The 13254-nt window shown below is 64.7% G+C and carries 12 protein-coding genes; 2 read left to right on the forward strand and 10 right to left on the reverse strand.

The window, feature by feature from the left end:
- Positions 1-105: 105 nt before the first annotated feature.
- Genes EV669_RS06055 through EV669_RS06065 form a run of 3 tightly spaced genes read right to left on the reverse strand, consistent with a single transcriptional unit; the run spans position 106 to position 3099 of the window.
- Entirely contained in the window at positions 106-822 is a 717-nt protein-coding gene (locus EV669_RS06055) for an ABC transporter ATP-binding protein (RefSeq protein WP_132098160.1), read from the reverse strand.
- Positions 815-2026, reverse strand: coding sequence for an ABC transporter permease (locus tag EV669_RS06060; protein ID WP_054284559.1), 1212 nt, complete (start codon positions 2024-2026; stop codon positions 815-817). Before EV669_RS06060 ends, EV669_RS06055 begins: the two co-directional genes overlap by 8 nt.
- Positions 2026-3099, reverse strand: coding sequence for an efflux RND transporter periplasmic adaptor subunit (locus tag EV669_RS06065; protein ID WP_132098161.1), 1074 nt, complete (start codon positions 3097-3099; stop codon positions 2026-2028). Before EV669_RS06065 ends, EV669_RS06060 begins: the two co-directional genes overlap by 1 nt.
- A 75-nt stretch (positions 3100-3174) precedes the next feature.
- Between EV669_RS06065 and EV669_RS06070 the strand changes: the two genes are divergently transcribed.
- The gene (locus tag EV669_RS06070; RefSeq protein ID WP_054284557.1) at positions 3175-3504 is read left to right on the forward strand and encodes a DUF2322 family protein; all 330 of its coding nucleotides are present in this window, start codon (positions 3175-3177) and stop codon (positions 3502-3504) included.
- A 146-nt stretch (positions 3505-3650) separates the two neighbouring features.
- Here EV669_RS06070 and rplI read toward each other — a convergent pair whose 3' ends face one another.
- From rplI to EV669_RS06105, 7 genes are all read right to left on the reverse strand, one after another.
- Positions 3651-4100, reverse strand: coding sequence for a 50S ribosomal protein L9 (gene rplI / locus EV669_RS06075; RefSeq protein WP_054284556.1), 450 nt, complete (start codon positions 4098-4100; stop codon positions 3651-3653).
- 22 nt (positions 4101-4122) lie between these two features.
- Positions 4123-4350, reverse strand: a complete 228-nt coding sequence (gene rpsR / locus EV669_RS06080; protein WP_054284555.1) for a 30S ribosomal protein S18 — start codon at positions 4348-4350, stop codon at positions 4123-4125.
- Positions 4351-4354: 4 nt separating this feature from the next.
- The gene (gene priB / locus EV669_RS06085) at positions 4355-4654 is read right to left on the reverse strand and encodes a primosomal replication protein N (RefSeq protein ID WP_054284554.1); all 300 of its coding nucleotides are present in this window, start codon (positions 4652-4654) and stop codon (positions 4355-4357) included.
- A 14-nt stretch (positions 4655-4668) separates the two neighbouring features.
- Positions 4669-5052, reverse strand: coding sequence for a 30S ribosomal protein S6 (rpsF, locus tag EV669_RS06090; protein WP_054284553.1), 384 nt, complete (start codon positions 5050-5052; stop codon positions 4669-4671).
- A gap of 110 nt (positions 5053-5162) precedes the next feature.
- Complete coding sequence (locus tag EV669_RS06095) at positions 5163-5498, reverse strand: metal-sensitive transcriptional regulator (protein WP_082446327.1); 336 nt, start codon at positions 5496-5498, stop codon at positions 5163-5165.
- Between the two features lie 58 nt (positions 5499-5556).
- Positions 5557-6306 carry a 23S rRNA (guanosine(2251)-2'-O)-methyltransferase RlmB gene (gene rlmB, locus EV669_RS06100; RefSeq protein ID WP_055433155.1) on the reverse strand — a complete coding sequence of 250 codons (750 nt, stop codon included), beginning with the start codon at positions 6304-6306 and terminating at the stop codon, positions 5557-5559.
- A gap of 59 nt (positions 6307-6365) precedes the next feature.
- Positions 6366-9635: a bifunctional diguanylate cyclase/phosphodiesterase gene (locus EV669_RS06105; protein WP_318271342.1), complete on the reverse strand. Its 3270-nt coding sequence runs from the start codon at positions 9633-9635 to the stop codon at positions 6366-6368.
- A 149-nt stretch (positions 9636-9784) separates the two neighbouring features.
- Between EV669_RS06105 and mfd the strand changes: the two genes are divergently transcribed.
- Positions 9785-13189: a transcription-repair coupling factor gene (gene mfd / locus EV669_RS06110; RefSeq protein WP_132098162.1), complete on the forward strand. Its 3405-nt coding sequence runs from the start codon at positions 9785-9787 to the stop codon at positions 13187-13189.
- Positions 13190-13254 lie beyond the last annotated feature (65 nt).

Consider the following 13254-nt stretch of genomic DNA (forward strand, 5'->3'; position numbering starts at 1 on the left):
CTGTACCCTGCCTCCTTGTTGTGGAGCCCCCAGCTTAGGAGCGGGCCAAGGCAGCTACAACCGAAAACCGGACAGGTATTTTTCAGGCGCAGCGCACCAGAGCGCTCAGGCAGGCGGGGACGCGTTCACCCCTGTGTCAGGCGAAGCGACCAGTTGGCCATCGACCAGGCGGATCTGCCGGTCACAGGTGTCGGCCAAACGCGGGTCGTGGGTAACGATGAGAAAGGTGACCCCGTCGCTCGCATTGATCTCACGCATCAGCGCAAAGGCTTCCTGGGCACTCTGCGTATCCAGGTTGCCGGTGGGTTCGTCCGCCAGCACCAGCCGTGGCCGGGCCATCAGTGCGCGGACGATGGCGACACGCTGTTGCTGGCCACCGGAGAGCTGTAAAGGCGATTTGTGTGCGTGCGCAGAAAGTCCCACCCGCTCCAGAAGCGCCAGGGCACGCTGCCGGTCCGCCCGGGTGACACGGCCATGGGCAGCGTGCACCGGCATCATCACGTTCTCAAGCGCACTGAAGGCCGCCAGGAGATGGTGAAACTGGAAAATGAAGCCCAGATAGCGACTGCGCAGCGCGGTCCGCAACGCATCGTCGCTACCGGCGGTGCTCTGCCCGGCAATTACCAACGTGCCCGAGGTCGGCGCCTCTAGCAGGCCCATGATGTTCAGCAGCGTGGACTTCCCGGAACCAGAGGGCCCGGTCAGAGCGGCAAACTCGCCTTCGGCCAAGGCAAGATCGATGCCGTGCAGTACCTCTACCCGAGGAGAGCGTCCGCCACCGTAAGCCTTGCGGATGCCTGAGAGGGTCATCACATCAGCCACGAATCGCCTCCACCGGGTCCAGCCGGGCTGCATTCAGGGCAGGCACCAGCGCAGCCAGCACTCCGACCAGCAGAGCCAGCAGCGAGGTGGTTGCCAGCAACGCGGGCGTGACTGAAATCGGGAACATCGGCTGGCCGCGGTCGTCCAGCACCAGCCGGGTAAAGAGGATGGCGATAGCGCTGCCGAGCGCGGAGCCGAACACCGAGCCCACCAGCCCTACCAGCCCGCCCTGGATGAGAAAGATGCGCAGGATGCGCCGGGCCGGAGTGCCCATCGCGCGCAGAATGCCGATCTCGCGTCGCTTTTGCACCACCGACACCACCATCACGCTGGCGATGCCAAGCGCCACGGCCAGCGACACAAAGGTCTTGATCATCAGGGTGGAGGCACTCTGGCTGCGCAGGGCCGTCACCAGCTGCGCGTTGGTCACCTGCCAGCTGTCGGCCATCAGCCCGGTGCGCGCGGCCAAGAGCGGCGCCATCCGTTCGGCTTGGAACAGATCGTTTACTTGCAGGTAGATTTCGGTGATGTCGAGCTGATACCCCAGCAAGGTCTGGGCGCTGCGCAGCGGCAGCAGCACCCAGCGGCGGTTGAGGTCCTTCAAGCCGAAATCCAGCACCGCACTGATGAGGTAGCTCTCGGTGCGCCCGGTGGCGCCCACCAGCCGCAGCCGGTCGCCTACGGAGAGGCCCAGTTCGCGCGCCAGTTCACTGCCCACCATCACCGCCCCGCTGGGCAGGCGCAGGCGTCCGGACAACAGCTTGTCATCCAGGCGCACCACCTTTAGGTAATCGGCCAGTTCCACACCCATCAGGGCGACAGACTTGCGCACCCCGCCCTTTTCGGCAAACCCCGGCCCGCTGGCCATGGCTGCGGCGCTGCGCACGCCTGGCACCGCTCGGGCCGCCGCCATCCTGCTTTGCCAGTTGTCGATGGTATTCTCACGCTGGGTGCGCTTTTCCACCTCGGCCATTACCACACCCGGTGCCTGCACTAGGCGACGGTTTTCATCTTCCTGTGGCTTGAGCACCACATGGGCTTGAGTTGAAAGCGTCTTGTCGATGATGTTGGCCTGCAAGCCGTTAACGAGCGCGGTGATGTAGACCACGACCGCCACACCGATGGTGACGCCCCCGAGAATCAGCAGCGTCTGAAAGCGCCCTTCGCGCAACAGGCGCAGGGCCACGGTCCACTCGAAAGGCATCAGTGCGCTCCCGGCAGCTGTGGCCGGACCCGCTGCCCGGCTTCAAGCGTGCCGGTGGTGGTCAGCACGGTATCGCCTTCGGCCAAGCCGGCCAGGATCTCGGCCTGCCCATCGGCAAGGCTGCCCAGACGCACCGGCCGCTTCTGCACGCGCCCGCCCTCTACGCGCCACACCCAGGGGGCTGTGGCCGGGTCGGCTACAGCCGAGGCAGGCACCACGATGGCAGATGCCCGCTGCGCCACCACCACCTCGGCGGAAACGGTCATGTCCTGTCGTAGGAAGGCCGGGGGCCGTTGAGGCAGGAGCCGTACTTCCAAAGTACCACGCTCACGGTCGATGCGCGGAGCCACCTCGCTGACGGCGGCGTCAAAAGGCTGATCGGGATAGGCATCGGCCAGTACCCGGGCGGCCTGGCCGACCCGTAGACTGCCCAGATGGCGTTCGTCCACATCCAGGCGGATTTCGGTCCGGCCTGCTGCCGCGAATGTGAGGATGGCCTTGCCGGCCGTGGCCAGGTCGCCCACCTCCACATCACGCGCCAGAAGCTGTCCGTCTGCAGGGGCCCGGATCGCCAGCTCGCCCAGCCGGGCTTCCACCGCCTTGAGCTGTGCCGCAGCCGCCTCGCGGCGCGTCTGGGCTAGCCGCAGCGTCTTTTGCTCACTGTCCAAGGCTGCACGGCTGATGAAACCGCGCTGAAACAGTGCCAGCTGCCGGGCATGTTGGCGTTGCGCTTCGGCCAAGGTGGCTTCGGCTTCGGCCAGACTGGCCGCCGTAGCCGCGCGGTCCGCGCGGCTGGCCTCGCTTTCCAGCCGCACCAGAATGGTCCCGGCCCGCACTTGGGCGCCTTCCGCCACGGGCGTCTCCACCACCCGCGCGGTCACCGTACTGCCTAGCGCGCTTTCCTGAGCGCTGCTCACCCGTCCCGTCGCCACCACGGTACGCGTCAGCGGTACCGCTTTCACGACCAGGGCGGACACCGCCGGCCCCATCCAGCCTCGCACGGCCAGCGCCCCGACGACCGCCAGCGCAGCCATCGCCACGCCCCCCAACAGCCACCGCTTTTTGCCGACCATGCTGCTCCCATCAATCCAGATCAAAACCGAATGCTGCTATTCTAGCGCGTGTCGCCTCCCACACCCCGATCTCTCATGCACGCTGACGATTTCAACACCATACTGGCCACGCTCCCGCCCACCGATCACCTCGAAGCGATCGTGCTTCTAGGGCCGGACGGCGAACCTGTGGCCCGTCTGGACAACCAGCCCGGTACGGCCGGCTCGGTACGCGTGTACCATGCCCTGGTGGAGGCGTTCGGCCACATTGATCGCAAAGCCGCACGCAAGGGCCTGGTGCTGTATGCGGAACACACCGAAGACGCACGGCGCAACCCCGGCCGTCATCCCAACATCGACCGGCTGCTGTCGATCGCCGAAGGCGCAGCGCCGGGTCTACGGGTACGGCTGGTGCTCAAGGGCTGAAGCTGCGAGGCCAGCAGCCGGCACCCGACGCCTTGGCGCAGGGTTGGCCAAAGCGCCTGCTACCGAGCTTTCGGGCTCGCCCCTTCACACCCGGCCATGAAAAAAGCCCGCACTCGGCGGGCTTTTTTGCAATCCGGCAAACCGGATCAGGCTTCGGGCGTTACCACGATCTTCACCGGAGTCACCACGTCATGGTGCAGGGCGATTTCCAGATCGTATTCGCCGATCATCTTCAGCGGGCCGTTCGGCAGGCGGATCTCGTGACGCTTCACCTCAACACCGCTGGCGGTAACCGCCTCGGCGATGTCGACGTTGGTCACCGAACCGAACAGACGACCGTCCACGCCGGCCTTCTGGGCGATGGTGATGACAGCGTTTTCCAGCTTGCCGGCACGCGCTTGGGCATCGGCCAGGATAGCAGCCTGCTTGGCTTCCAGCTCGGCGCGGCGGGCTTCGAATTCCTTCAGGTTGGATTCGGTAGCACGCTTGGCTTTGCCTTGCGGGATCAGGAAGTTACGTGCGTAGCCGTCTTTGACCTTGACTACGTCACCCAGTTGACCGAGGTTGGCCACTTTTTCGAGCAGAATGATTTGCATCTTGAGCGTTCCTTTCCCGGTATTAGTGCTGATCGGTGTACGGCAGGAAAGCCAGGAAGCGCGCACGCTTGATCGCGGTCGTCAGCTGACGCTGGTAACGGGCCTTGGTGCCGGTGATGCGAGCCGGGATGATTTTGCCGTTTTCGGCGATGAAGTCTTTCAGGAGGTCGACGGCTTTGTAGTCGATTTCCTTGATGTTTTCTGCCGTGAAGCGGCAGAACTTCTTGCGCTTGAAGAGTTGGCGAGCCATGTGTCTAACCTTTAACAAATTCAACGTGTTCGATATGCAGTACCAACCGCGCGTTGCGCAGGCTGCGCTGACAGACAAAGCCTTGTGCCTCGATCTGGCAGCCGCTCAGCCGGCCGGAAAGCTGCCGGGCTTTTTCCCCGGCGATGACGGCCTGAATTTCACAGGCCACATCTCTTTCGATGCCGGCTTCAGTCTGTCGGGACTGATGCCTGAGCCACACTTCCAGCACGGGAACCCCGGCTGGCGTGACCCGGAGCGCTTCCTCGCGCTCGACGGTGGCGGTCAGCAGAAGACGGTTCTGCAAGACTCCGGCCGGAATCAGGCAGCGCCGGTTTCAGCCGTTTCGGCAGCAGCCGGTTGCGGGTCCAGCAGGTTCTTGGCCTTCTCGTCCTTCATCATCGGGGACGGCTCGGTCACGGCACGGTCCATCTTGATGGTCAGGTGGCGCAGAACGGCGTCGTTGAACTTGAAGGCGTGCTCGATTTCGGCGAGGGTTTCTGCCTGGCATTCAACGTTCATCAGAACGTAGTGTGCCTTGTGCAGCTTCTGGATCGGGTAAGCCAGCTGGCGACGGCCCCAGTCTTCCAGGCGGTGGATCTTGCCTTCGGCGGCCAGAACCATGCCTTTGTAGCGCTCGATCATCGCCGGAACTTGTTCGCTCTGGTCCGGGTGGACGATGAACACGATTTCGTAATGCCGCATGTGAACTCCTTGTGGCTATAAAGCCTTCCGTCATGCGTGACACGGAAGGCAAGGTGGAAAACCGCCGGATTTTACAGGAAAACCCCGCGCAAGACAAGCTGCGCTCCCACTCAGCGGATCTTGCGTACGATGCCGATGAGCTCGGACACGGCGACGGAGCTGTCCCCTTCGCTGAGCGCGCGCGCCACGCAGCCTTTCATGTGGTTTTCGAGAAGCTGCAGCGCCACGGCATCCAGGGCCGACTTGACCGCCGCCACCTGGGTCAGCACGTCCACACAGTAGCGGTCGGCATCGATCATGCCCTGGATGCCGCGCACTTGGCCTTCGATACGCGCCAGGCGCTTGAGCAGGGCGGCCTTGTCCGGCTGGACGACGGTCTTTCCGGAAACGTCACCCTCTTCAAACGGGGCGGGCGACGCAGGCAAATCATCGGGACAGCAATGCATGATGGTCTTTCGGGATGCGGAAACGGCGCTCCGTCGCAGAGCGCGAAACAGGCGTGCTTCAGCCCAGTGTCTTCAGCGTGCGCTGGCGCCGGCTTTCGGACAGCACCATGCCGGCCGAGACAGAGACGTTAAGGCTCTCCACCGTACCGAACATGGGAATGGAGACCAGGACGTCGCAGTGCTCGCGGGTAAGGCGGCGCATGCCCTCGCCTTCGGAGCCCATGACCCAGGCCAATGGTCCGGAGGCCTCGAAATGGTACAGGTCAGTCTGCGCCTCCATGGCTGTCCCTGCGATCCACACGCCTGCATCCTTGAGGTCACGCAGGGTACGGGCGAGGTTGGTAACGGTGATGTAGGGCACCACTTCGGCGGCCCCACACGCGACTTTGGATACGGTGGCATTGAGCCCGGCGGAGCGGTCCTTGGGGGCGATGACGGCATGTACCCCCATGGCGTCGGCCACGCGCAGACACGCGCCCAGGTTGTGCGGATCGGTAACGCCATCCAGAATCAGCAGCAGGGGCGGCTCGTGGAGGTGCTCCAGCACGTCTTCCAGCACGACATGGTTACGGGAGGCGTCGATGACGGCAACCACGCCCTGATGACGCGCGCGACCGGTCATGCTGTCGAGGCGCTCCTTGTCCACCACGTGCAGCTTCAGGCCTTCCTCTGCGGCCTTGTCGATGACGGCCTGGGCGCGGGCATCGTGCCGACCGCCGGCAAGGTAGAGTTCGATCAGGCTCTTGGGGTTCTGCCACAGCCGCGCGTTGACGGCGTGAAACCCGTGGATCAGGCGTTTGTTGCTCAAGACACGTCCCTTTCAATGGTCTGCGCGCATTGTAGCGCCGCTGCCGGTGTGCGGGCCAATCAGCCATCCAGGGCGGCCTCCGGCCGCAGGCGGGCCCGCAGGTAATCGGCAAAGGCAGGCGCAGGCAGAGGGCGGCTGATGAGGTAGCCCTGCAGCATGGCGCAGCCCTTGAGCGTGAGAAAGCCCGCCTGGGCTTCGGTCTCTACGCCTTCGGCCACCACGGTGAACTTGAGCTTGCGCGCCATGGCGAGGATGGCCTCGGCGATGGCGGCGCTGTCCTCGTCGTCTGGCAGGCCATCGACGAACGAGCGATCGATCTTCAGCGTATCCAGCGGGAAGCGCTTGAGGTTGGAGAGCGAAGAGTAGCCAGTGCCGAAATCGTCGATGGACAGCTGCACACCCAGTGCCTTGAGCTCCTTGAGCAAACCCACGGCTTCCACCGGGTTCTGCATGATCATGCTTTCCGTCATTTCCAGCTCCAGCCGACTGGCCGGCAGCCGCGCCTCGGCAAGAGCCTGGGCCACGTTGCCGATGAGCGACTGTTGCTCGAACTGACGGGCCGAGAGGTTGACAGCTACCCGCGGGACGAACAGGCCCTGCCGCTCCCAGGCAGTCACCTGCCGGCAGGCCTCGCGCAGCACCCAGTGACCGATGGGGCGGATCAGACCCGTTTCCTCCGCCAGCGGGATGAAACGGCTGGGCGGGATCAGCCCGAGCTCGGGGTGACGCCAGCGCAACAGCACTTCCACCCCCTGCAGGCTACGGCTGACCGCATCTACCTGTGGCTGGTAATGCAGCTCGAACTCCTGATGCTCCAAGGCAAGGCGCAGGCCGTTCTCCAGCAGCAGCCTCTCGAAGGTCTGGGTGTTCATCTCGGCATCGAAGAACTGATAGGTATTTTTGCCGGCCTCCTTGGCGCGGTACATGGCTACGTCGGCATGCTTGAGGAGGGTGCGCGCGTCCACCCCGTCGTTGGGATAGAGGCTGATGCCGATGCTACCGGTGACGAAGACCTCGTGGTTTTCCAGCCGCAGTGGCTGGATCAGCACCGTCAACACGTCTTCGGCCAACCTTGCCAGATCGTCCTGGGCCTGGAAGGACGGCACCAGCAGCGTGAACTCGTCCCCGCCCAGCCGGGCCAGCTGGCCGCGCTCCCCCACGGCTGCCTGCAGCCGGCCGGCGATGATGCGCAACAGTTCATCACCGGCCTGATGGCCGAACGAGTCGTTGATCAGCTTGAAGCGGTCCAGATCGATGAACAGTAGCGCCATCGGTTCGGAGGTACCGGAGCGGGCGAGGATGGCAGACTCCAGCGCCGCCGTCAGGCTGGTGCGGTTGGGCAGGCGGGTCAGCGGGTCGTGGCTGGCGAGGAACTGCAGCCGCTCCTCGGCCTGCTTGCGCACGGTGATGTCGGAAAACACCCCGACGAAGTGGGTGGCCTGGCCTTCCGGGTCGCGCAGTGCCGAGATCGACAACTCTGCCGGGTACCAGTCGCCGCTCTTACGCCGGTCCAGCATCTCGCCCTGCCAGTAGCCCACAGAAAGCAGGCTCTCGCGCATGGAAGTGCCCGAGCCCGGATGACTGTCGCTGAACATGCGCGACACCCGCCCAACCGCCTCCTCCTCGCCATAGCCAGTGATGCGGGTGAAGGCAGGGTTGACCGCCTGGATGCACCCGCTGGCGTCGGTGATGACGATGCCAGCCGCCGATGTCTCGAACACCTTGGCCGAAAGCTTCTGGTTGGCATCCGCCGAAATGCGATCGGTGATGTCCACCACCACGCCGATGATGGCCGGCCGGCCCTGGTATTCGAACAGCCGGCTGTGCACCTCGATGTCCACCGCGCCGCCAGCCTTGTGTCGTGCACGTGTTTGGTAGTGCATGACAGCAATATTCTCGCTGTGGCGCCGCGCAATCTGCTTGCGGATGCGCTCCACCTCGCCGGGCACCAGCAGCAACGCTTCCAGCGACATGCCGGTCATCTCGCCCACGGCAAAGCCAGCGATGTCCGCCAGCTTGCTGTTGACGTAAACCATGCGCTCGTCCTGCAGGATATAGATGCCCACCAGCGATTGCTCCACCAGCGCACGGAACTTCTCCTCGGCCTCGTGCTTGGCGCGCTCTTCCTCCCGCACTTGTGTGATGTCGGTGTCGACACTGCCCACACCTGCCGGCCGGCCATGCGCATCGAACAGCGGAAACTTGCTAACCAGCAGGGTATAGGTCTTGCCGTTGAGCTCGAAGCTTTCCTCGAACTGACGCGCCTCCAGGCTGCGCAACACCATCTCGTCCTGGGCCTCGATCAAGCGGGCGTCGTCCGCCTGGAAGAACTCGCCGGCAGTACGCCCCACCAGTTGGTCGGGCAGGCGCCCCAAGAGGCGCGCATAGGCCCGGTTGACAAGCAGGAAGCGGCCGTCCAGCCCCTTGAGCGACATCATGTTGGGGCTGTTGTTGACCATGGATTCGATCCGCGCCTGAAACTCGCTCAGGGCACGCTGGTTGCGACCGAACCCCTCTACCAACACCGCCATGCACAGCCCGGCCACGGCAAAGGCGAGCCCCAGCACGGTGTCGGTGACGCCGCCGGACAAGAACGCCATGTCGGCGCTGGTGTTCAGCCAGTTGTACTGGCCGCCCAGCGAAACGAGCAGGTAGGCCAGCGCAGCCGTCAGCGCCGTGCCGTGGATGCCTCCGCGGAATGCACCGGCCAGGATCACGGGGAAAAACAGCGTCACCACTGGAAAAGGGGGCCGATCCACTAGCACCAGGATCAACCCCAGGCCGATCACCGCCAGCGAAAGCAGCGGTAGTTCCAGCCACAGGAAACGTTTGGGAGGCAGTTCGGCCAAGGACAGTGGCACAGCGAGCGTCAGCGCCAGGCCGAGCACACCCCAGCCGTGCACCAGCCAGCCCAGCAAGGTGGGCGCCGGACCAAAGGGCAGCATGCACAAGCCCAGCAGCAAGGGGATGGCGGGCGCAGGATAAAGGGCGAGTTTGGCCAGCAGGCGCAGCAGGGCGCGTGGATGCGCCGGTGGCGGCGCCTCGGGCCGCAGCCCGGCCATCTGAAGGCCCGCATGCAACCCGTACAGCGAACCGGCGAGCACCAGGACCCAGGCAGGATCGGCACGCAGGAGGAAGACGCCGCCAGCCGCCAGCGGCCACCACCACACACTGCGCAGCCCCCGCCGTTGCAACTGGAAGGCAAACAGGCCATGCGGCAGGAAACTTGCCAGCCATAGAGGGGAAAACGGCTCCGCCGGCCAGCAGAAGACCGACGCAAGGAAGGCGCCGGCCATCAGCGCGGACGCAATGAAACCCTGGATGTTCACGGTGGTGGTGGCCCCTAGCCGTTCGACCCGGCGATGCCGGTCAATGATTCTTATCGTTATGGGCGGGCTATTGCAGCCGGCCGTTCAGCCACCCCGGGGGAGCGGGGGGTTCGGGGTATAATACCCCGAGATCGACAAATGTTAACATCATGCTGGATATTCAAGCACTTGTTCCGGCCGCCGGGCAAAAAACCCGCCTCGGCCACATTCCCGACGGCCCCGATGCCGCCTTTTTTGCCGGCCTGGCGCAAGCGGGCCGGCTGGTGGTTATCCTGACGGCCGACGCACAGTCCGCACAGCGTTTGCGGGCGGAGATCCCCTTCTTCGCCCCGGCGCTGCGTGTGGCGCTGCTGCCCGACTGGGAAACCCTGCCCTACGACCACTTCTCGCCGCACGGCGAGCTTGTCAGCGAGCGGCTGGCGACCTTGTGGCAGATCCGTCAGGGCGAATGCGACGTGGTCATCGCCCCGGTTTCCACCGCCATGACACGGCTGCCACCGGTCAGCTACCTTCTCGGGCGCACCTTCTTCCTCAAGCAGAAGAGCCGTCTGGACGTGGAGCGGCTGCGCACCGACCTCGTCACCGCCGGCTACCAGCATGTGACCCAGGTGGTAGCGCCGGGCGAGTTCTCGATCCGTGGCGGCTTGATCGACCTCTTCCCGATGGGCTCGCCGATGCCTTACCGCATCGACCTGTTCGATGACGAGATCGACACCCTGCGCACCTTCGACCCGGACACGCAACGCACGCTGTACCCGGTGCCCGAGATCCGCCTGCTGCCGGCGCGGGAGTACCCGACCGACGAAACCGGCATCACCACCTTCCGCCAGAACTACCGCGAGCGCATCGAGGGCGACCCCTCCAAAAGCCGTATTTACCGCGACGTGTCGGCAGGGCTGTTTCCGGCGGGGATCGAATACTATCTGCCCCTGTTCTTCGACGAGACGGCCACCCTCTTCGACTATCTGGGTGAAGATTCGCTCATCGTACTGCACCGCGACGTGCCGGACGCTGCCGAGCGCTTCTGGAAAGATGCGGAAAGCCGCTATGGCATTGCCCGCACCGACCCCGACCGCCCCGCCCTGCCACCGACCGAACTGTTTCTACGACAGGATGGCCTGCTCGGAGCGGTAAAGCCTTGGCCGCGCATCGAGGTACCGGCCGACGCCGCACCGCAGCCGGGCTTCGCCGCCCTGCCCAGCCTGGCCGTGGAACGGCGCGCCGACAATCCGCTGCATCGCCTGACGGATTTTGCCGCCCGCTTCGAGGGCCGCATCCTGCTGGTAGCCGAAAGCTTGGGCCGACGCGAGACGATGCACCAGTTCCTGCTAGACCACGGTTTCCGCCCGCAACCGGTGGATGGCTGGGCCGACTTCCTCATGGGCAGCATGCGCCTGGCACTGACGGTAGCCCCGCTTTACAGCGGCTTTGCGCTGGAAACCCCGCTGCTGGCCGTGGTGACCGAATCCGAGCTCTACCAGCATGTGGCGCGCAGCCACAGCCGCCGGCGGGCTGCCCGGATCAGCTCGGATGCGATGCTGCGCGACCTGGCCGAGGTCAAGATAGGCGACCCGGTGGTGCACGAGCAGCATGGTATCGGTCGCTACATGGGGCTGGTGAGCATGGACCTGGGCGAAGGCGAAACCGAGCTGATGCAGCTGGAGTACGCCGAGGGCGCCAAGCTCTACGTGCCGGTATCGCAGCTGCACCTGATCTCACGGTATGCAGGAGGTGCGCTGGAGGATGCCCCGCTGCATCGCCTGGGCAGCCCGCAGTGGGAAAAAGCCAAGAAAAAGGCCGCCCAAAAGGCGCGCGACACCGCGGCGGAGCTTCTCAACCTCTATGCCCAGCGCGCCGCCCGCGAAGGCCATGCCTTCAGCTTGAGCCATCACGACTATGAAGCCTTTGCCACAGGCTTTGGCTTCGAGGAAACCCCCGATCAGGCCAGCGCCATCGAGGCAGTGATCGGCGACATGACCAGCGGAAAACCCATGGACCGGCTCGTCTGTGGCGATGTGGGCTTCGGCAAGACCGAGGTAGCGCTGCGGGCAGCCTTCGTAGCGGTGATGGGGGGCAAGCAGGTGGCGATGCTGGTGCCAACCACGCTTCTGGCCGAGCAGCATTTCCAGAACTTTGCCGACCGCTTTGCCGACTGGCCGATCCGGATCGCCGAGCTGTCACGCTTTCGCAGCACCAAGGAAACCCGTGCGGCGCTTCAGGGGTTGGCCGAAGGCACGGTGGACATCGTCATCGGCACCCACAAGCTGGTCCAGCCGGACATACAGTTCAAGAACCTGGGGCTGGTCATCATCGACGAGGAGCACCGCTTTGGCGTACGTCAGAAGGAGCAGCTCAAGCGGCTGCGGGCCAATGTGGACGTGCTGACGCTGACGGCCACGCCGATTCCTCGCACGCTGTCGATGGCGCTGGAAGGGCTGCGTGACTTCTCGGTGATCGCCACCGCCCCCAGCCGCCGGCTGTCGGTGAAGACCTTCGTCAGCCCGTTCTCCAACGGCGTCATCCGGGAAGCGGTGTTGCGCGAGCTTAAGCGCGGTGGGCAGGTGTTCTTCCTCCACAACGAGGTGGATACCATCGAGAACATGCGCGAGAAGCTGGCGGAGCTGATCCCGGAGGCGCGCATCGGTGTGGCCCACGGCCAGCTGCGCGAGCGAGAGCTGGAGCAGGTGATGCGCGACTTCCTGCAGCAGCGCTACAACGTGCTGCTGTGCTCCACCATCATCGAGACCGGCATTGACATACCCAATGCCAACACCATCCTCATCAACCGCGCGGACAAGTTCGGCATCGCTCAGCTGCATCAGCTGCGCGGTCGCGTGGGTCGCAGCCACCACCAGGCCTATGCCTATCTGCTCACCCCCGAAGGACTGAGCAAGGATGCACAGAAGCGGCTGGAGGCGATCCAGATGTCCGAAGAACTGGGCTCGGGCTTCTATCTGGCCATGCACGACCTGGAAATCCGTGGCGCTGGCGAAGTCCTGGGAGAAGGCCAGTCGGGCGAGATGCAGGAAGTGGGCTTCAGCCTGTTCACCGAGATGCTCAAGCAGGCGGTGCGCGACCTGAAGAAAGGGCGCGAACCCGACCTGGATGCGCCGCTGGGGGTGACAACCGAGATCAACCTGCACGCACCGGCGCTGCTGCCCGAAGGCTACTGCCCGGACGTGCACGAACGGCTGGTGCTTTACAAACGCCTGGCCACCTGCGAAACGGAAGCCGAGATCGATGGTCTGCACGAGGAGCTGATCGACCGCTTCGGACTGCCGCCGCAGGAGGTAAAGACGCTGATCGACAGCCATCGCTTGCGGCTTCTGGCCCGTGCGCTGGGCATCCAGAAGGTGGACGCCAGTGAGGTGGCGGTGCAGGTGCACTTCGCACCTAATCCGCCGATCGAGCCGGCCCGCATCATCCAGCTGATCCAGAGCCGACGCAATTACCGGCTGGCCGGACAGGACAGGCTGCGGGTGGAAGTGGCGATTGAGGATGTGGCCGTGCGCGTGGTGCGGGTGAAAGAACTGCTGCGCGAGCTGGGCGGCTGACCCCGCCTCAGGCCAGCGCAAAAAAACCGCCGGGCGTAAACCGGCGGTTTTTCCTTGCGGCACGG

It is taken from the genome of Gulbenkiania mobilis, assembly GCA_004346645.1.
In the GTDB taxonomy this organism is placed as follows: domain Bacteria; phylum Pseudomonadota; class Gammaproteobacteria; order Burkholderiales; family Chromobacteriaceae; genus Gulbenkiania; species Gulbenkiania mobilis.